Genomic DNA, 18258 nt, shown 5'->3' with positions numbered 1-18258 from the left:
TCACCCGACAGGAACAGCCCAATTGATCAGGTATTAAACAAAAAGTGCATCACATCGCCGTCCTTGACGATATAGCCCTTACCCTCTGCCCGCATTTTACCCGCCTCTTTCGCGCCCTGCTCGCCATTGGCAGTGACATAGTCGTCATAGGCGATGGTCTCGGCGCGGATAAAACCCTTTTCGAAATCGCCATGGATCACACCTGCTGCTTGCGGTGCAGCGGTGCCGGTGCGGATGGTCCAGGCGCGGGCCTCTTTCGGGCCGACCGTGAAATAGGTTTCCAGCTTCAGCAGATCGTAACCGGCGCGGATCAGACGGTCGAGGCCGGGCTCTTCCAGACCCATCTCCTCAAGGAACATCTGGGCTTCGTCCTCATCCAGCAGGCTTATTTCTTCTTCGATCTTGGCACTGATGATGACATGAGCATTGCCCTGCGCGGCGGCCATTTCGGCCACGCGGGCAGAGAATTCGTTGCCTTGTGCCGCGTCTTCCTCGGACACGTTGCAGACGTAGAGAACCGGTTTGGTTGTTAGCAGTTGCAACATCTTCCACGCCTTGGCGTCCTCGTCGCTGACTTCGACCAGCCGTGCGGGCTTGCCGCTTTCCAGCATGGCCTGCGCCTCGGCCAACAGGCGATCTTGCTGTTGCGCCTCTTTGTCGTTGCCCTTCAGCTTGCGCACCAGATTGGCCCGGCGCTTTTCGATGCTTTCCAAATCGGCCAGCATCAGTTCGGTTTCAATAGTTTCAGCGTCCGCAACCGGATCAACACGCCCGTCGACATGTGTCACGTCACCGTCTTCGAAACAGCGCAGCACATGTGCAATCGCATCCGTTTCGCGAATATTCGCCAGAAACTGGTTGCCCAGCCCTTCGCCCTTTGACGCGCCTTTCACCAGACCCGCGATATCCACAAAAGTCATCCGCGTCGGGATAATCTGTTTTGAGGACGCAATCGCCGCCAGCCTGTCGAGGCGGGCGTCGGGAACCGCAACATCCCCGACATTGGGCTCAATGGTGCAGAACGGGAAGTTCGCGGCCTGCGCAGCTGCGGTTTTGGTCAGCGCATTGAACAGGGTCGACTTGCCGACATTCGGCAGACCCACGATTCCCATTTTAAAGCCCATCACGGCCTCCTGCATAGAATACGATCGCAGCTTCTATGCAGGTCCGCCTGAATGCGCAAGGGATTGCTGGTGGCACCGTTGCCGAGTCCATTTCGCCACATCACAAAATCGTTTGAAAATTGTGTTCTTGCCGAAATTGAAAAACAACTCCTACGATTACCAGTTATTAGCGCACGATGACATTTTTTTGGCGGACACTGATGAAACACCTTTTTCTTGCAACCATGCTGGCGGCAACGGCCTGCGCGTCAGCCCAGGCTCAAACCGTTGTTTTTGGTGCCGGATACGCGGACTATTCTGAAGACACGTCCGAAGATCAGGGCCTGATCTCGATCGAATACCACCACACGCCATTTCATCAGGCAACGCGGTTTCGCGCCGGTTGGGGTGCAACCCTAACTGTAGATGAAGATGGTGACACGCATATCGGCGCGGGTTTGATCGGGCAGTATGCGCTGAGTGATCACTGGTTCTTGGAAGGCAGTGTTATGCCCGGCTACTATAATGCCAGCAACGACCTGAATGATCTTGGGGGCGATTTTCAGATTCGCAGCCTTTTGGGTCTTGGCTATAACCTGAACAATGGCAACAGCGTGTCTGTCGCGCTAACCCATAAATCCAACGCCAGTACCAATGACGAGAACCCGGGCGTGAATGCCCTGCTGGTACGCTATCATCTGGGCTTCTGATCCATTCCTGTCTGGGCGGGATTGATTTTCGGTCAAAGTTTCTGCACATCAGGTCGAAACCCGAGTGCAAGGACATCCGATGACCCGTATCGACGCCAAGTTCGCCGCCCTGAAAGCCGAAGGTAAAAAAGCCTTTGTCGCCTATGTCATGGCCGGAGATCCCGACTATGACACTTCGCTTGAAGTGGTCAAAGGCTTGCCTGGTGCTGGCGTGGATGTTATCGAGCTGGGCCTGCCCTTTACTGACCCGATGGCCGACGGCCCGACAATTCAGGCCGCGGGCCAACGTGCGCTTGAGCAGGGCATGACCTTGCAACGCACATTGGATCTGGCACGAACCTTTCGGGAAACGGACGATACAACCCCTATTGTCCTGATGGGGTATTACAACCCGATCTACAGCCGGGGTGTCGATGCGTTTCTGGCCGATGCAAAAGCAGCTGGTATTGACGGGTTGATCGTGGTGGACCTTCCCCCCGAGGAGGACGCAGAACTCTGCCTGCCCGCGCAAGCGGCGGGTCTGAATTTTATTCGCCTGGCAACCCCAACCACGGATGACAAACGTCTGCCACGTGTTCTGCAAAACACTTCGGGCTTTGTTTATTATGTCTCGATCACCGGGATCACTGGCGCAGCCGAGGCAGAAGCAACAGATGTTGGCCCCGAGGTTGCCCGCATCAAGGCCGCGACCGATCTGCCGGTAATCGTGGGGTTCGGGATCAACACGCCCGAAAAATCGCGCAATATTGCCTCGGTGTCGGACGGCGCGGTGGTCGGGTCAGCGATCGTCAGCCAGATCGGCGCTGGTAAACCTGTGACCGACGTGCTGACCTTTGTGAAATCTCTTTCGGATGGCGCGCACAGCGCCTGATTTCGCAGCCAACATACGAGAATTGTGACCCGTCGCGGATACCGCGGCGGGTTTTTCGCGTCCCTTCACTGTGACGTCAAGACATTGCAGCCTTTGGAATGAATTGGTAAAGAAAACTAACCAATGAACGCGGAGCCCTGTTTTCATGCCTGTGATCACCAATATCGAAGACCTCAAACGCATATATGAACGCCGCGTGCCCCGTATGTTCTATGACTACGCCGAAAGCGGCAGCTGGACGGAACAGACTTTTCGCGAAAACACGACCGATTTTGAAAAAATACGCCTTCGCCAAAGGGTTGCGGTCGACATGTCCGGTCGGTCGACATCTTCGCAAATGATTGGCAAAGACGTTTCAATGCCTGTTGCGCTGGCCCCGGTCGGGTTGACGGGGATGCAACATGCAGACGGAGAGATGAAGGCCGCCAAAGCCGCCGAGGAATTTGGTGTGCCCTTTACGCTGTCCACCATGTCCATCAACTCGATCGAAGATGTGGCCGGATATACCAACAAACCATTCTGGTTCCAGCTTTATACGATGAAGGACACGGACTACATCAACCGCCTGATCCAGCGAGCAAAAGATGCGAAATGTTCCGCACTGGTAATCACGCTCGACCTGCAAATTCTGGGACAGCGGCACAAGGACCTGAAAAACGGTCTGTCGGCCCCGCCCAAACTGACGGCAAAAACCATTGCCAACCTGATGACCAAATGGGCTTGGGGCATTGAAATGCTGCGGGCCCAGCGGCGCGAGTTCGGCAATATCGTGGGGCATGTGCATGGTATTTCGGACGCGTCTTCATTGGGGGCCTGGACCGCAGAACAGTTTGACCCCAGCCTCGACTGGTCGAAGGTTGAAAAACTGATGGAGCAATGGGGCGGGAAAGTGATCCTTAAGGGCATCCTTGATGCGGATGACGCAAGGATGGCCGCCAAGCTGGGTGCCGATGCCATTGTCGTGTCAAACCATGGTGGGCGTCAACTTGACGGCGCGCTAAGCTCAATTCGTGTCCTGCCCGAGATCATGGATGCAGTTGGGGGCGATATCGAGGTGCATCTGGACAGCGGTATCCGATCCGGACAAGACGTGCTCAAAGCCTTAGCGCTTGGGGCCAAAGGGACCTATGTTGGCCGCGCGTTTGTGTATGGTCTGGGTGCCATGGGTCAGAAAGGTGTCACCACGGCGCTTGAGCTGATCCAGAGGGAGCTTGATACGACAATGGCGCTTTGTGGTGAGAAAAACGTGGCTGCGTTGGGGCGTCACAATCTGCTGATACCTGAAAACTTCGGGGGCCGCTGGCAAGCGTAACCGGTCAATCAGGGGGCTCTGCCCCCGACGCCCGTTCCGGGCGCCTCCCCCGGGATATTTTTGGTCAGATGAAGCTGGGGATCCTTCAATCGTCCACCCGATAATACTCCAGGACAGGCGATAGAACCCAGCCGAACGGCATGGCAAGAAATACCTCTTTCCAAATCGGGTGAATCAAGCTAAGGACGCGGCTTCACGCGGGTATACAGCCTTGGAGGATGCCCGCCCTAACATTGGAGAATATATCATGGCTGGTGAGATTCCTGATCTCGTAGCTCTGGAACGGACGGGGACAGGCAAGGGCGCCGCTCGTCAAGCACGCCGCGACGGCATGGTTCCGGGCATCGTATTTGGTGGCGACAAAGAACCGTTGCCAATCCAGATCCCGTTCAACGTCTTGTTCAAGCGCCTGAAAGCGGGCCGGTTCAAGTCGACCTTGTGGAACCTCAAGGTTGAAGGTCACGATGACGTTCGCGTCATCTGCCGAGATGTTCAGCGTGATGTCGTCAAAGATCTGCCGACCCATCTGGACCTGATGCGGCTGCGCCGGACTACCAAGATCGCATTGTTCATTCCTGTTGAGTTCGTCAACGAAGAAGCAGCTCCCGGCATCAAAAAGGGTGGCGTTCTGACCGTTGTCCGCCCGGAAGTCGAACTGATGTGCACCGCCGGTGACATTCCTGAAAAGATCACCGTTGATCTGACCGGTCTGAACATCAATGACGTTGTGACCATTTCGTCGGTTGAACTGCCTGAGGGCACCAAACCAACCATCGACCGTGACTTTGTGATTGCCAACATCTCGGCGCCGACTGGTCTGTCCACCAGCGACGACGATGAAGATGGTGAAGTTGCAGCCGATGAAGTCGAAGTTGTCGGAAAAGAAGAAGAATAAGTCTGGAACAGTGTTTCCGACTTTGAAGCGGGGCTCGGGTGAGCCCCGTTTTTTTTTGCGGGTCCAATAATCAGGCCTGACTGGATTTCCTGACGATTTCCGGGCATGAAATGGCTTTGGAGCTACAGAGGCAAAACGGAAACATGAAGCTGTTTGTTGGATTGGGAAACCCGGGCCAGAAATATGCCCGGAACCGGCACAATATCGGGTTCATGGCCCTGGACCGGATCGCAGAAGATCATGGGTTTGGCCCCTGGAAGTCGAAGTTTCAGGGCGAGATCTCGGAAGGGCGGCTTGGCACTGAGAAAGTCCTTTTGTTGAAACCGCAGACCTACATGAACCGTTCGGGTCAATCCGTGGGTGAGGCGATGCGGTTTTACAAGCTGGAGTCCACCGACATTGTTGTATTTCATGACGAATTGGACCTTGCCCCGGGCAAATTGCGCGTCAAGGCAGGAGGAGGGCACGCCGGACATAACGGTCTGCGCTCGATCCATGAGCATATCGGGGCGGCTTATGACCGTGTTCGCTTGGGAATCGGGCATCCGGGCCGCAAGGAAATGGTTTCGGGATTTGTGCTCAATGATTTCGCGAAATCCGAAACCAGTTGGCTGGACGACGTTCTTCGGGGTGTTTCGGACGGGGCACCCTTCCTGGCACAGGACGAAGGCGGCAAGTTCATGAATGCAGTTGCTTTGCGCACTGCCCCGCCGCGATCATCAAAAACCGCTGCACCTAAAGCCGACACACCTTCAACGCCCGCACCCGACACCGAGGATGACGACCGGTCTGCCATGCAGAAGCTTTTGGACAAATTCAGGTAGCACCCCGGCCTCTTTCCGTTACGTAGAGGTTGCAGAATGCAACCTCCCGCGTTCCAATACCGGCCAACTAGGGAGGCAATGCGATGAAATCCATTTTGAAGTGGGTGCTGCGCATCGTACTGGCGTTGGTTCTGGCCGCCACTGCCGTCGGGCTGTGGAAGCGCGAAGAGTTGCAGCGCCTTTTGGCCGTGAACTCGTTATTTTCGGAAGAGAAGATCGTTCACAATTTCTCGCACATGGACGAGGCTTTTCTGACCGTGAACCTGCCGCGTGGCGACGCGCCAACCTGGGACCTGCCTTATGGCGAAGGATTCGACTTGCCGGAAGGAACCGACAGTTGGATCGATGAACGCGCGGTCACGTCGTTGCTGGTTATGCAGAACGGCAAAGTCAGGTTCGAGGAATATTATCTTGGCACCGGGCCGGATGACCGGAGGATTTCCTGGTCGGTCGCCAAAAGCTATCTTTCGGCGCTTTTCGGTATCCTTTTGCAAGAGGGTGCAATCGGGTCGTTGGATGACCCGGTTGTCAAATATGCGCCAAAACTGAAAGACAGCGCGTATGAAACCGCGTCGATCCGCAACGTGCTGAACATGGCAAGCGGCGTGACGTTTGATGAAGATTATCTCGACCCAAATTCCGACATCAATCGGATGGGGCGTGTGGTTGCGCTGGGTGGTGAGCTGGACGATTTCGCAGCCTCACTGCAGGACAGCTTTGCGACACCGGGTGAAACCTGGCAATACGTGTCGATCGACACCCATGTTCTGGGTATGGTTATACGCGGTGCGACCGGGCGGAACGTGGCAGACCTTCTGACGGAAAAGATTCTTCAGCCGTTGGGACTGGAGCGGGACGGATACTACATCACTGATGGTGCAGGGGTCGCTTTTGTTTTGGGGGGCCTCAACTTTATTACGCGTGATTTCGCCCGGTTTGGACAAATGATCCTGCAGGACGGCATCGCGAATGGAAAACAACTGGTTCCTGCCGAATGGATTTTCAAAGCCACCCAACCCAGTGCACCCACCGCACAAGGAGAGATCGGGTACGGGTATCAATGGTGGATTCCCCGCGGCGCGCATGAAGGAGAGTTTCTGGCCCGCGGTGTCTATGGGCAATACATCTATTTCAACCAGCCCAGGGGTGTTCTGATTGTGTCCACCGGTGCAGACAGGCTGTTCCGTGAGCCGGGTGTAAATGACCTGAATATCGAAATGTTCCGCAAGATTGCGGAAAGTCTGTAAGATGTCTTTATGCAGAAACAAGAAAGTATCAATGTACTGGGTGGCGTTCTGGCCCCTTGCTCTCGCGACCCTTTGACAGGGTTTTTCCGGGATGGCGCCTGCAATACCTGCCCCGAGGATCAGGGCAGTCATACCGTCTGCGCCGTGATGACGGCCGAGTTTCTGGCATTCTCAAAATATGTCGGCAATGATCTGAGCACGGCACGACCCGAATTCGACTTTCCAGGCCTTCACCCCGGCGACAGCTGGTGTTTATGCGCCAGCCGGTTTTTGCAAGCTCATGACGAAGGATGTGCACCGCAGGTTCATCTGGAGGCGACACATCAACGCGCGCTTGAGATCGTACCGCTCGACATTTTGCTTCAAAATAAGGCGAAGACCTGAAGGCCCACCAAAGGGGCGCACGGCTGATTCAGAATGCCATTTGCCAGATCAGGCTGACACTGTAGTTTTCAAAACCGCTTTCGCCGATACCATCATAGAACAGGTTTGCGGCCAGAAGGCTGTTGTTCTCCAGCCGGTAATCAAATCCCAGATCGGCACGGGCGCGGGCGGTGTCGCCAATGGGTGTCAAGCCAGGAACAGTGCCTGTGCCGGATGTTGTGCTCCAAATACCAGACAGACCACCGGTCAGCATCATCTGACCGCGCGACACCTGGATTGGGTGACTGAAATCCATACCCAGCCGTGCAGTGGTCAGGCTGAAATCCTGGTGTGGGATCAGGTTGCCCAGACTATCGGTATAAGCCTCCTGATCGTCGCTGGCATAGCTAACATCCAGCAACGGCATAAGCGTCAGGTCACCGCGCTTGAACTCTCCGGTTACGCGCGACTGGATCAGCCAGCGTTCACTATCGAAACTGTCGGTATAGGTGCCCAGTGGAGAAATGTCGTTATCAGCCTGACCGTACAGAACACGCCCTTCGAAAAACACTGGCTGATTGGGCAGTTTGGCGACGACATAAGGTCCGACCAGCCACCCTGTGCCATCCACGCTGGCCGGGCCGTTTTCGGTTTCGGCATAATCGATCTGCAGCATGGCGCCGATCAGAAGGTTCGAGTTCACCCAGCCATGCGCCCCCACCACGGCCAAGGCATAAGAACTGTCGTAATCGTTTTGCGAGCTCCAGTTCCCGGACAGATTGAACCAGACCGGGTGGGTTGGATCACTTGCAAATTTCAGATACCCCGATCCTTGCGTCACCGACGAGTCCAGCGCACCTGATCCCGATTGCTGAAGAAACTGCGTCAGCTCTGGCTGATTGGTCACGAGGCTGTTGGCCCGGGCATTTTGAAAGGCCTGCACCAGTCGTTGTGTGTCCGTCACCCCCTGTTGTGTGCTGACCCTGTTGGACGCAAGGTTCAGGTTCCCGGCGGCATCAGAAAAAACGCCTGCGGGAATAAACAGCTCAACTGTACCGTTACTTTGCGCAGTCAGCGTTGCGACATAATTGGTTCCGGACCCAGTCAGGCTGGCGGACGCATTGGTGACCGACAAGTCGCCCACCGTGAAATCTGTGCTGGGTTCACTAAGTGTGATCACCGCTTGGAACGTACCGTTGCCGATTGTTGTCAGTGCACCGATTGAGGCCGTCGGCTGCGTCGTGTCGGCCAGTGTCCGTGTGTTGATAATCTGAGTATTCGTGACACCCGACAGCGCGATCTCATAAAGGTAAAGCGGCCCGCCAACGGTTTCGCGCGCGGTGAACATGACCCCAAGATAGCCATCAGCGGCGTAAGTTGAGTCCGCTCCGTTCTGGCTGAGTATCGTCGCGCCAATATATCCAAGATTGGCCAATCCTGCTGGCGTAATAGCAGGTTGAGTCAAAACACCATTGTTGAAATAGAACGATCCTCCCGGGCCTTCTCCCGAGCCGCCCAACGACATGAACGCTGTCGCAGTGCCTTGTAGATTAGAAAAGAAAATCTGCCCGCCGTTGGGTGTTGCGACTGTCTGGGACGGAAACGAAGGGTTGCCAAACGCCAGACCCTCTTTGACGCTTCCCATCAAAAGCGCGGAAACCAAAAGACCCAGGCACGACAGCCTCGTAATTGCGGACCAAACCATATTACCTCCTACAGCACCGCGTGGGTGCCAAACACCAGAGTGCCTGGGGTTAAAATCGCATCCCAAGCAGCGTCATCCTTGCCCCATCTTCGCAGAGACATCCCCAGAACCGACCGCAAATCGCCGGTTAATGAGAAGTTAATTCAATTGGAAGACGCTGTATAGAACGCGGCAGGAATCAACTGGGGCGTGCGGAACACGTCGTGTTGTTGGAACAAGCGGGTTTTGACCTGGACCAACTCTCAAACGGCTTGAAACACCCAATATTTACAGTGTCGTCGCGCGGAGAAGGAAACCTGAGGCAGGCTGCGCTGGAAAATTACCTGCAAAGACAGAAAGGACATAGTCACTGACAGTCCAGCAATTTTGCAACAGTACGGCACCGCTTGCTACACTGATCTCCAATTGGAAACCTTTGGGCACAGGTTGAACGGGGTAATATCGCTTGTGGACGATTCTTTGACCGGGCTCCGTCGGGTCCAAAAAGATCGCCTGCGAGGGCCAACATACGGTGACCAAACCGGATGCCACACCAGGGCAGGAACAACAATCCGTCTGCGCCCGTTAAAACACCAATTAGATCCGAAGGCCATTTCGGAGCAGCATTACAATCAAGGGTGGACCGAAGGGTGTTCCGGCAGCTTGATTGGTCGAGATTGTAAACCGGGGCATGTGGCCCCGGTGTGAAATCAACCGGCCGTGCGGCCTTCGGTGTCAGACATGTCGAAGTTCAGGTATTTTGCGACGGTCTGAACATCCTTGTCACCGCGTCCACACATGTTCATGCAGATCAGGTGGTCCTTGGGCAACTCGGGCGCGATCTTCATGACATGCGCCAGAGCGTGGCTGGGTTCCAGCGCCGGAATGATACCCTCAGTGGCACAGCACAGCTGGAATGCCTCAAGCGCTTCCTTGTCGGTAATCGAGACGTAAGTCGCGCGACCAACCTCATGCAACCAGGAATGTTCGGGCCCGATACCCGGATAGTCCAGACCGGCCGAGATCGAATAGCCTTCCAGAATCTGCCCGTCATCATCCTGCAGCAGATAGGTGCGGTTGCCATGCAGAACGCCCGGACGACCGCCTGTCAGCGAGGCGCAATGCTCCATCTTTTCGTTTACACCTTTACCGCCGGCTTCAACGCCGATGATATTGACGTCCTTGTCATCAAGGAATGGGTAGAACAAGCCCATCGCGTTCGAGCCGCCGCCGATTGCCGCAATGATCGTGTCGGGCAGACGGCCTTCGGCCTTCATCATCTGCTCTTTCGCTTCCTTGCCAATGATCGACTGGAAATCACGCACCATCGCCGGGTATGGGTGCGGACCGGCCACTGTGCCGATGCAGTAGAACGTATCGCGCACATTGGTCACCCAGTCACGCAGCGCGTCATTCATCGCGTCCTTCAGCGTACCGCGACCCGAGGTCACAGGGATCACCTCGGCCCCCAGCAGGCGCATACGAAACACGTTCGGGGCCTGACGTTGCACGTCATGGGCACCCATATAGACGATGCATTTCAAACCAAATTTCGCGCAGACCGTGGCTGTGGCCACACCGTGCTGCCCTGCCCCGGTCTCGGCGATGATCCGGGTCTTGCCCATGCGTCGCGCCAGAATGATCTGGCCCAGCACGTTGTTGATCTTGTGTGCGCCGGTGTGGTTCAGCTCATCACGTTTCAGATAGATCTTCGCCCCGCCCAGATGCTCGGTCAGGCGTTCCGCGAAATACAGAGGTGAGGGGCGGCCCACATAGTTGGCCCACAGATCATCCATCTCGGCCCAGAAGGTCGGATCATCCTTGGCTTTGTTGTATTCCTCTTCCAGTGACAGGATCAGCGGCATTAGCGTTTCGCTGACAAAACGCCCGCCGAAGATGCCAAAGCGCCCTTGCTCGTCAGGGCCGGACATGAAGGAATTGAAAAGATCGTTGGCCATGGGTGTCTCCCTCGTCGTACCTGACTGTCATAGGTGGTCGTCGCGGGATTTGCCATGGCAAAACGCACCATGTCGCCCCCTGGCAGCGGCAAACAAAATCAGCGTGTCGCGTCGATAAATGCCTGTATCAGTCCAGCGTCCTTCACGCCCGGCGCGCTTTCAACACCCGACGCCACATCGACTTGCCGCGCACCCGTCATGCGGATCGCCTCAGCGACATTGTCTGGGTTCAGACCACCGGACAACATCCACGGCCTGCGCCAATACTTGCGACCTGCCAGCAGCCGCCAGTCAAAAGGAAGACCGTTGCCGCCGGGAAGTTCCGAATTCTTCGGCGGCTTTGCATCGATCAGAAGCTGGTCTGCAACTTCGGAATACAGATCAATCGCAGCCAAATCCTCGGCCTCGGCCACACCGATCGCCTTAATGACGGGCAGGCCATAGCGCTGCTTGATCTCTGCCACACGCTCGGGGCTCTCTCCGCCGTGAAGCTGCAACATATCCAGCGGAACCCCCGCGACAATCTCATCAAGCTGCGCGTCCGAGAAATTCACGGCCAGAGCGACCTTGGCGACGCCGACTGGTACTTCGGCGGCCAACGCCGCGGCTTGCGGTATCGGTGCGTAACGGGGCGATTTGGGAAAGAAGTTGAATCCGACGTAGCGCGCACCGGCTGCAACGGCTGCGCGCACATGTTCTGAGGCGGTCAAACCGCAGATTTTAACGGACACATCGGTAGACATAAGCCTCAGCTGGCCTCATCAAGCAGGGCCAGAACATCATCCTTACCCTCGTTCTGCTTTTTCTTGAGCTTCTTGACCTCGCGTTCAAGCTTGCGGACCTCGCCCTTTTTCACGGTCGCATCGCGGCGGTGTTTGTGTTCCCGCAGCCATTCCCACATGAAACCGATGATCAAACCGGCGACAACGCCACCCAGAACGACCAGAAAAAGCGGTAAAGAGGTACTGACGTTAAAGCCCAGAAGCTCGGCCAGAGCATCGGGCATCAGTTTCAGTTCAACAGACTGAACATTCGCCAGGGACACGGAAATCAGAACGATCCCGAGAGTCCCAAGAAAAGCATATCGAAGGTAACGCATCATGAGGTCAGGCTTTACCGTTCAAACGATCCCTGAGCAACTTACCAGTTTTGAAAAATGGCACACATTTTTCCTCGACCTGAACGGTTTCACCGGTACGGGGGTTGCGCCCAACGCGGGCATCCCGCTTTTTCACCGAAAACGCGCCAAAGCCACGCAGTTCGACCCGGTCGCCGCGCGCCATGGCATCGGTGACTTCTTCGAACACGGTGTTCACAATCCGCTCGACATCACGCTGATAGAGATGCGGGTTTTCGTCAGCGATTTTCTGAATCAGTTCTGAACGGATCATTCGTGATACCCTCCCAGGCAGCCGGTGTGACAGGTCTACTGTTTTGACAGTATAGGAAAAAACCCAGATCGGGGGAACGGATACTCTGCGTGTTGAGGCTTTATTTTGCCATATTCTCACGCGAAATTTTGCCCGACAGGCCGATTTACACACTTCAAGCGCGAACATTATCGAGTTTAAGCAGCGTGTTTGGAACATGTTGATTCGCAACAAAAACGGCCCCGCACTTCCATGCGAGGCCGTAAATCATGCTTGGGATGCGCCCCGGGCTTAGTCGCCCGACTTCAGCGCTGCACCCAGAATGTCGCCCAGCGACGCGCCCGAGTCGGAAGAACCGTACTGTTCCACGGCTTCTTTCTCTTCTGCGATCTCGCGTGCCTTGATCGACAGACCCAGACGACGGGTCTTGCTGTCGACGTTGGTTACGCGGACATCAACCTTGTCACCGACCGAGAAACGCTCGGGGCGCTGTTCGGAACGGTCACGCGACAGGTCGGAACGACGGATGAACGACTTCATGCCTTCGTACTCGACCTCGATGCCGCCATCTTCGATTGCAGTCACTTCGACAGTGATGACCGAGCCACGCTTCACGCCGCCAACGGCTTCTGCGAACTTGTCACCGCCCAGAGCTTTGATCGACAACGAGATACGCTCTTTCTCGACATCCACTTCCGAGACAACGGCCGAAACCATGTCGCCCTTGCGGTAGTTCTGGATCGCATCCTCGCCACGCTCGTCCCAGGACAGGTCCGACAGGTGAACCATGCCGTCGATGTCTCCTTCGAGACCGATGAACAGACCGAATTCGGTGATGTTCTTGACTTCGCCTTCGACTTCGGTGCCCTCGGGGTGGGTTTCTGCAAACACTTCCCATGGGTTGCGCTGAGTCTGCTTCAGGCCCAGAGACACGCGGCGCTTGGCACCGTCGATTTCCAGAACCATGACGTCGACTTCCTGGCTGGTCGAGACGATCTTGCCGGGGTGGACGTTTTTCTTGGTCCAGGACATCTCGGACACGTGCACCAGACCTTCGACACCGGCTTCCAGTTCGACGAATGCGCCGTAGTCGGTGATGTTGGTGACGCGACCCTGATGGACCGAGCCCAGCGGGTACTTGGCAGCAACCAGATCCCACGGATCTTCCTGAAGCTGCTTCATGCCCAGGCTGATGCGGTGGGTGTCTTTGTTGATCTTGATGACCTGAACCTTGATGGTTTCACCGATCGTCAGGATCTCGGACGGGTGGTTCACACGACGCCATGCCATGTCAGTGACGTGCAGCAGGCCATCAACACCGCCCAGGTCAACGAATGCACCGTATTCGGTGATGTTCTTGACCACGCCCTCGACGTTCTGACCTTCGGTCAGGTTGCCGATGACTTCGGCGCGCTGCTCGGCACGCGATTCTTCCAAGATTGCGCGGCGCGACACAACGATGTTGCCACGGCGGCGGTCCATTTTCAGAATCTGGAACGGCTGCTTCAGACCCATCAGCGGGCCTGCGTCGCGTACGGGGCGTACGTCAACCTGCGAACCGGGCAGGAATGCAACTGCGCCCCCCAGATCGACGGTGAAGCCACCTTTGACGCGACCAAAGATAGCGCCTTCGACGCGCTGGTCGTCGGCGTATGCTTTTTCCAGACGGTCCCATGCCTCTTCACGGCGGGCCATCTCGCGCGAGATGACGGCTTCGCCACGGGCGTTTTCTGCGGCACGCAGGTAAACTTCGACCTCGTCGCCGACAGCGATTTCAGGGGCTTCGCCGGGATTTGCGAATTCTTTCAGATCAACGCGGCCTTCCATTTTATAGCCTACGTCGATGATGGCTTGACCGGCTTCAATCGCCAGAATCTTGCCTTTGACAACAGAACCCTCTTCGGGCGTGTCCATTTCGAAGCTTTCATTCAGGAGGGCTTCGAATTCCTCCATGGATGCGTTAGCCATGTGGCGTTCATTTCCTTTACAATACGTTTTTGCTGGCCGAGCGGTTGTCTCCGCCGGTCTTGTTTCATGATGCCGTCTGGCGTGACCCGGTGCGCCCCTGAGCAAACAAACACAAAGGGCCGAGGTAACCCGGCCCTGCTCAGAAACGTCATCCGGACGTTGACCGCCCTTGTATCGACAGCGCGCGTATAGGCTGAATCTTGAACCGGTGCAAGTGCAAAGCCTATGGTGCGCGGCAGCGCGCGCAGGAACTCCAGCCTAACGCTGATCCCCAATGCGATATGGCAATCTGAACGATAGCGGGTTCTGACTGAACAAGTCTGCATGGTCTGCGGCAGGTTCTTGTCAAAAGGAATCCTGGTTCCGGGAACCGAACCACGCGGCTGAGCCTCAGCTTGCGACGCAAAGGTGACATGTCTCAACGTTCCGCGCTTCACCCAGCGCCCAGCTTCCTACGTCTCGGGATGGATGGTGGAGATTTGGAGATTGAACGCTAGCCATTCGCCTGTTTGTACGATCTGCAAGATCTGGCGACGTATCTAAGATTAAACGTTCCGCATCCTTTCCCTAACTTTGCCTTATCGGTCGACAAAACGGTCGACCCGAAACCAGAACCAAAGGGAAAATATTATGAAATTTCTCATCTTTGCCGCCATGGCGACTGCAATTGCCCTGTCCACCCCAGCCTTTGCCGCTGACAAAATCAACGTGTCCAACGGTCTTTCAGCCGCCGGTGCGCCGCTGGCCGCGCATGGGGTTGATCTGGTTGCATTGGTCAATGATGGCAACCCGGTCGAAGGCTTCGCCACTCATTCGTCAACTTATGACGGAGCCTCCTATTATTTCACGTCCGCCGCGAACCGTGAAGCGTTCGAGGCAAACCCTGCCGCATACCTGCCGCAGCACGGTGGCTTCTGTTCGTTCGGCGTATCAGTCGGCAAGAAGTTTGACGGTGACCCGGATCAATACCTTGTCGCAGACGGAAAATTGTTTCTGTTCCTGAACGCGGAAACCCGGGCAGCCTTTTTGAAGGACGTTGTCACCACCGCAAAAACGGCGGATGACCAATGGGTGAATATCAAAAGCGTCGCCGTGGGCGAGCTGTAAGACCTGACCCGTTTGCCCGCGGCGTTAACGCGTCGCGGGCAGTTTTGCGTTGATCACCTCAAGGGCTTTGGCCAACGCCGCCTCGATACTCAGATCGGTGGTGTCCAACTGCACGGCATCCTCAGCGGGTTTCATCGGAGCGGTGCTGCGCTCAGCATCCCGCGCGTCCCGTTCTCTGACGTCCGCCAGAACCTGTTCACGGGTTACGTCAGCGCCTATTGCACTAAGCTCCAGGAAGCGCCGCTCGGCGCGCACTTCTGCACTGGCTGTTACAAACAGCTTCACTTCGGCATCTGGACAAATCACCGTGCCAATATCACGACCGTCCAGAACGGCCCCACCTGCCCTGCGGGAAAAGGCGCGCTGAAAATCGACCAAGGCAGCGCGAACCTCTGGAAGAACCGCCACTTTGGAAGCTGCCTGCGCAACGTCGGCCGTGCGCAGGTCGCCCTTCTCAAGCTCCTCTGCGGTCAGAGACTGCGCGGCTTCAATCGCGCTTTCCCCCTCAAGCGTACGCCTTCCGACAGCGCGATACAGCAAACCCGTGTCCAGATGAGCAAAGCCGAAATGCGCCGCCACGGCCTTTGATATCGTGCCCTTGCCCGCAGCCGCTGGTCCGTCAATGGCAACAGTGAAACTCAAGTGCGCTCTACCTTTGCACCCAGCGACTCCATCAGTGGTTCAAAGATCGGGAACGACGTCGCGATCGGGCCGCCGTCATCCACACTCACGGGGCTCTGTGCCCCCATACCCATCACCATGAACGACATGGCGATGCGGTGATCCAGAAAGCTCTCGCAGGTGCCTCCTCCCGGAACGTTGCCGATGCCCAGCCCTTCAACCGACCACCAGTCATCACCTTCGGCAACAGTCACCCCGTTGGCGCGCAGGCCACGCGCCATGGCGTCAATCCGGTCGCTTTCCTTCACGCGCAGCTCTTTCACGCCGCCCATCATCGTTGTGCCTGTGGCATTTGCAGCCACTACCGACAGAACCGGGTATTCATCGATCATTGAGGCGGCACGCTCGGAAGGAACGTCGATGCCTTTCATGTCGGGCGAGTACTTGGCGCGCAAATCGGCGACTGGCTCGCCCCCCTCTTCGCGTTCGTTTTCATAGGTCAGATCAGCGCCCATCTCGCGCAAGGTCGTAAAGAGGCCCGCGCGTGTGGGGTTCAAACCGATCCCAGGCACCAAAACATCGGATCCAGGTGTGATCAACGCCGCGCAAACCGGAAAAGCCGCACTGGACGGATCGCGCGGTACAGCGATGACCTGCGGCTTCAGTTCCGGGCGACCGGTCAAAGTGATAACTCGGCCCTCATCGGTATCCTCGACGGTGATCTCGGCACCAAATCCAGCCAGCATCCGTTCGGAATGGTCACGCGTGGCCTCTTTCTCGATCACAACGGTCTTTCCGGGAGCATTCAGACCCGCCAGCAGAACGGCGGATTTCACCTGCGCCGACGGCACAGGAACTTCGTATCGCACGGGGGTCGGGTCCGCCGCGCCAACGATCGTCATCGGCAAGCGCCCGCCGGATCGCCCAACCGATTCTGCCCCAAACAGGGCCAGAGGATCAGTTACCCGCGCCATGGGGCGTTTGTTCAGGCTGGCATCACCGGTAAATGTCGCAGTGATCGGAGAGGTCGCCATCGCCCCCATGATCAGCCGCACGCCGGTTCCCGAGTTACCACAGTCGATCACCTGACCCGGTTCGGCGAAGCCACCGACACCCACGCCTTGCACTGTCCATTCCCCGTTTCCGTGATCTGTGACCTCGGCACCGAAGGCACGCATCGCCTTGGCGGTATCCAGAACGTCTTCGCCCTCCAGCAAGCCCGAAATCCGGGTTTCACCCACGGCCATTGCGCCAAGGATCAGCGACCGGTGCGAAATCGACTTGTCGCCGGGCACCTCTGCCATGCCGGTCAGCGGGCCGCAGGGATGCGAGGTCATCGGGATGGGCGTGCCGTGTCCGGACATGAGGGCTCCTTTTGCGCTATCAGTGCTCAAGCCGATTAGCGAATTGACGCCCGTTGGTCCAGCGGCAATCAGCCTTTGCGTCGGAAGGTCAGGTAATGAGGTGTCCGACCCTCGCGCAGCGCCTTCTGCTCGTATCGCGTGGAGATCCAGTCGTTCCACGGTTCGCGCCAGTCCGAAGGGCGTTCGGCCAGCCATTCAAACCCGGCGCGCGGAACCTCTTCCAATGTCTGACGCACGTAATCGGGAATGTCAGTAGCAACCCGGAAGATCGCCCCGGGTTTCAGCACCTTTGCCAATGGCTCAAGATGTTCCTGGGTTACAAATCGACGGCGATGATGCCGCGTTTTGGGCCATGGATCGGGATAGAGAAGGAACGCGCGCGAAATGCTCGCCTCTGGCAGCACGTCGAACAGATCGCGCGCATCGCCAGGGTGCACGGCGAGGTTTTCAACACCTGCCTGACGGATTTTGCCCAGCAGCATGGCAACACCGTTGATGTAAGGCTCGGCCCCGATGATGCCAATGTCAGGATTGTTTTGCGCCTGGTGCACCAGATGCTCACCACCGCCAAAGCCGACTTCCAACCAGACCGGTTTACCGCCGTACAGGCCATCCAGGTCCAGCGGCTTGCGTTCAGGGTTGGTGTCCCAGTCCACAGCGCCGGGTGACAAGGCGGCCAGATCTTCGTTCAGATAGGTCTTTTGACTGGGCTTCAGGGTCTTGCCCTTGAAGCGGCCATAAAAGTTTCTGCGCGGGCGTTGTGGGGTCTCGGTGCTCATGGCGGTGGCCATACTGCGCAGCGGAGTACGTTGCAAGAGCGTGCACCGCCCCAAAGAAAAAGCGCGCCCCTGAAGGCGCGCT

General features: G+C 56.8%; 18 protein-coding genes. 8 read left to right on the top strand and 10 right to left on the bottom strand.

Annotated features, from left to right (window positions below):
* Window positions 1-26: 26 nt before the first annotated feature.
* The gene (ychF, locus tag ACR0LL_RS09285) at window positions 27-1124 is read right to left on the bottom strand and encodes a redox-regulated ATPase YchF (protein WP_480586026.1); all 1098 of its coding nucleotides are present in this window, start codon (window positions 1122-1124) and stop codon (window positions 27-29) included.
* Between the two features lie 200 nt (window positions 1125-1324).
* Here ychF and ACR0LL_RS09280 point away from each other — a divergent pair, with 200 nt between their 5' ends.
* From ACR0LL_RS09280 to ACR0LL_RS09250, 7 genes are all read left to right on the top strand, one after another.
* On the top strand, window positions 1325-1813 hold the full coding sequence (locus ACR0LL_RS09280) for an acyloxyacyl hydrolase (protein ID WP_480586023.1): 489 nt from the start codon (window positions 1325-1327) through the stop codon (window positions 1811-1813).
* A gap of 79 nt (window positions 1814-1892) precedes the next feature.
* Window positions 1893-2684: a tryptophan synthase subunit alpha gene (gene trpA, locus ACR0LL_RS09275; protein ID WP_480538607.1), complete on the top strand. Its 792-nt coding sequence runs from the start codon at window positions 1893-1895 to the stop codon at window positions 2682-2684.
* Window positions 2685-2829: 145 nt separating this feature from the next.
* Entirely contained in the window at window positions 2830-3996 is a 1167-nt protein-coding gene (locus ACR0LL_RS09270) for an alpha-hydroxy acid oxidase (RefSeq protein WP_480586019.1), read from the top strand.
* Window positions 3997-4243: 247 nt separating this feature from the next.
* A complete protein-coding gene (locus ACR0LL_RS09265) occupies window positions 4244-4891 on the top strand; it encodes a 50S ribosomal protein L25/general stress protein Ctc (protein ID WP_480586017.1) in 648 nt (215 codons plus the stop codon).
* A gap of 143 nt (window positions 4892-5034) precedes the next feature.
* Entirely contained in the window at window positions 5035-5715 is a 681-nt protein-coding gene (gene pth, locus ACR0LL_RS09260) for an aminoacyl-tRNA hydrolase (RefSeq protein WP_480586014.1), read from the top strand.
* A gap of 83 nt (window positions 5716-5798) precedes the next feature.
* On the top strand, window positions 5799-6962 hold the full coding sequence (locus ACR0LL_RS09255; protein ID WP_480586012.1) for a serine hydrolase domain-containing protein: 1164 nt from the start codon (window positions 5799-5801) through the stop codon (window positions 6960-6962).
* A 9-nt stretch (window positions 6963-6971) separates the two neighbouring features.
* Window positions 6972-7346: a DUF2237 family protein gene (locus ACR0LL_RS09250; protein WP_480586009.1), complete on the top strand. Its 375-nt coding sequence runs from the start codon at window positions 6972-6974 to the stop codon at window positions 7344-7346.
* A gap of 28 nt (window positions 7347-7374) precedes the next feature.
* On the opposite strand, the gene ACR0LL_RS09245 is transcribed toward ACR0LL_RS09250, so the two are convergent.
* The 6 genes from ACR0LL_RS09245 to rpsA all read right to left on the bottom strand — a co-directional run bounded on the left by ACR0LL_RS09245 (window position 7375) and on the right by rpsA (window position 14305).
* Window positions 7375-9030, bottom strand: a complete 1656-nt coding sequence (locus ACR0LL_RS09245) for an Ig-like domain-containing protein (RefSeq protein WP_480586007.1) — start codon at window positions 9028-9030, stop codon at window positions 7375-7377.
* Window positions 9031-9719: 689 nt separating this feature from the next.
* Window positions 9720-10967 (bottom strand): tryptophan synthase subunit beta, encoded by a 1248-nt coding sequence (gene trpB, locus ACR0LL_RS09240; RefSeq protein ID WP_267365446.1) that lies wholly within the window; start codon window positions 10965-10967, stop codon window positions 9720-9722.
* A gap of 98 nt (window positions 10968-11065) precedes the next feature.
* On the bottom strand, window positions 11066-11710 hold the full coding sequence (locus ACR0LL_RS09235) for a phosphoribosylanthranilate isomerase (RefSeq protein WP_480484014.1): 645 nt from the start codon (window positions 11708-11710) through the stop codon (window positions 11066-11068).
* A gap of 5 nt (window positions 11711-11715) precedes the next feature.
* A complete protein-coding gene (locus tag ACR0LL_RS09230; protein ID WP_267365457.1) occupies window positions 11716-12066 on the bottom strand; it encodes a LapA family protein in 351 nt (116 codons plus the stop codon).
* 7 nt (window positions 12067-12073) lie between these two features.
* Window positions 12074-12358: an integration host factor subunit beta gene (gene ihfB, locus ACR0LL_RS09225; protein WP_050603110.1), complete on the bottom strand. Its 285-nt coding sequence runs from the start codon at window positions 12356-12358 to the stop codon at window positions 12074-12076.
* A gap of 270 nt (window positions 12359-12628) precedes the next feature.
* Window positions 12629-14305, bottom strand: a complete 1677-nt coding sequence (gene rpsA, locus ACR0LL_RS09220) for a 30S ribosomal protein S1 (protein WP_480586004.1) — start codon at window positions 14303-14305, stop codon at window positions 12629-12631.
* 630 nt (window positions 14306-14935) lie between these two features.
* Between rpsA and ACR0LL_RS09215 the strand changes: the two genes are divergently transcribed.
* A complete protein-coding gene (locus ACR0LL_RS09215; protein ID WP_480586002.1) occupies window positions 14936-15412 on the top strand; it encodes a YHS domain-containing (seleno)protein in 477 nt (158 codons plus the stop codon).
* A 24-nt stretch (window positions 15413-15436) separates the two neighbouring features.
* On the opposite strand, the gene ACR0LL_RS09210 is transcribed toward ACR0LL_RS09215, so the two are convergent.
* From ACR0LL_RS09210 to trmB, 3 genes are all read right to left on the bottom strand, one after another.
* The gene (locus ACR0LL_RS09210; RefSeq protein WP_480586000.1) at window positions 15437-16054 is read right to left on the bottom strand and encodes a (d)CMP kinase; all 618 of its coding nucleotides are present in this window, start codon (window positions 16052-16054) and stop codon (window positions 15437-15439) included.
* Window positions 16051-17397 (bottom strand): 3-phosphoshikimate 1-carboxyvinyltransferase, encoded by a 1347-nt coding sequence (aroA, locus tag ACR0LL_RS09205; RefSeq protein ID WP_480585997.1) that lies wholly within the window; start codon window positions 17395-17397, stop codon window positions 16051-16053. Before aroA ends, ACR0LL_RS09210 begins: the two co-directional genes overlap by 4 nt.
* A 68-nt stretch (window positions 17398-17465) precedes the next feature.
* Window positions 17466-18176 carry a tRNA (guanosine(46)-N7)-methyltransferase TrmB gene (gene trmB / locus ACR0LL_RS09200; protein ID WP_480585994.1) on the bottom strand — a complete coding sequence of 237 codons (711 nt, stop codon included), beginning with the start codon at window positions 18174-18176 and terminating at the stop codon, window positions 17466-17468.
* Between the last annotated feature and the right edge of the window lie 82 nt (window positions 18177-18258).

Source organism: Ruegeria sp. AI2 (assembly GCF_056541275.1).
This window is presented reverse-complemented; position numbering and strand designations above follow the sequence as displayed.

What these genes read in the sequence shown, in the direction of transcription:
- ychF (WP_480586026.1), bottom strand. Translation starts at nt 1,124, where the DNA reads ATGGGCTTTAAAATGGGAATCGTGGGTCTGCCGAATGTCGGCAAGTCG.
- ACR0LL_RS09280 (WP_480586023.1), top strand. Translation starts at nt 1,325, where the DNA reads ATGAAACACCTTTTTCTTGCAACCATGCTGGCGGCAACGGCCTGCGCG.
- trpA (WP_480538607.1), top strand. Translation starts at nt 1,893, where the DNA reads ATGACCCGTATCGACGCCAAGTTCGCCGCCCTGAAAGCCGAAGGTAAA.
- ACR0LL_RS09270 (WP_480586019.1), top strand. Translation starts at nt 2,830, where the DNA reads ATGCCTGTGATCACCAATATCGAAGACCTCAAACGCATATATGAACGC.
- ACR0LL_RS09265 (WP_480586017.1), top strand. Translation starts at nt 4,244, where the DNA reads ATGGCTGGTGAGATTCCTGATCTCGTAGCTCTGGAACGGACGGGGACA.
- pth (WP_480586014.1), top strand. Translation starts at nt 5,035, where the DNA reads ATGAAGCTGTTTGTTGGATTGGGAAACCCGGGCCAGAAATATGCCCGG.
- ACR0LL_RS09255 (WP_480586012.1), top strand. Translation starts at nt 5,799, where the DNA reads ATGAAATCCATTTTGAAGTGGGTGCTGCGCATCGTACTGGCGTTGGTT.
- ACR0LL_RS09250 (WP_480586009.1), top strand. Translation starts at nt 6,972, where the DNA reads ATGCAGAAACAAGAAAGTATCAATGTACTGGGTGGCGTTCTGGCCCCT.
- ACR0LL_RS09245 (WP_480586007.1), bottom strand. Translation starts at nt 9,030, where the DNA reads ATGGTTTGGTCCGCAATTACGAGGCTGTCGTGCCTGGGTCTTTTGGTT.
- trpB (WP_267365446.1), bottom strand. Translation starts at nt 10,967, where the DNA reads ATGGCCAACGATCTTTTCAATTCCTTCATGTCCGGCCCTGACGAGCAA.
- ACR0LL_RS09235 (WP_480484014.1), bottom strand. Translation starts at nt 11,710, where the DNA reads ATGTCTACCGATGTGTCCGTTAAAATCTGCGGTTTGACCGCCTCAGAA.
- ACR0LL_RS09230 (WP_267365457.1), bottom strand. Translation starts at nt 12,066, where the DNA reads ATGCGTTACCTTCGATATGCTTTTCTTGGGACTCTCGGGATCGTTCTG.
- ihfB (WP_050603110.1), bottom strand. Translation starts at nt 12,358, where the DNA reads ATGATCCGTTCAGAACTGATTCAGAAAATCGCTGACGAAAACCCGCAT.
- rpsA (WP_480586004.1), bottom strand. Translation starts at nt 14,305, where the DNA reads ATGGCTAACGCATCCATGGAGGAATTCGAAGCCCTCCTGAATGAAAGC.
- ACR0LL_RS09215 (WP_480586002.1), top strand. Translation starts at nt 14,936, where the DNA reads ATGAAATTTCTCATCTTTGCCGCCATGGCGACTGCAATTGCCCTGTCC.
- aroA (WP_480585997.1), bottom strand. Translation starts at nt 17,397, where the DNA reads ATGTCCGGACACGGCACGCCCATCCCGATGACCTCGCATCCCTGCGGC.
- trmB (WP_480585994.1), bottom strand. Translation starts at nt 18,176, where the DNA reads ATGAGCACCGAGACCCCACAACGCCCGCGCAGAAACTTTTATGGCCGC.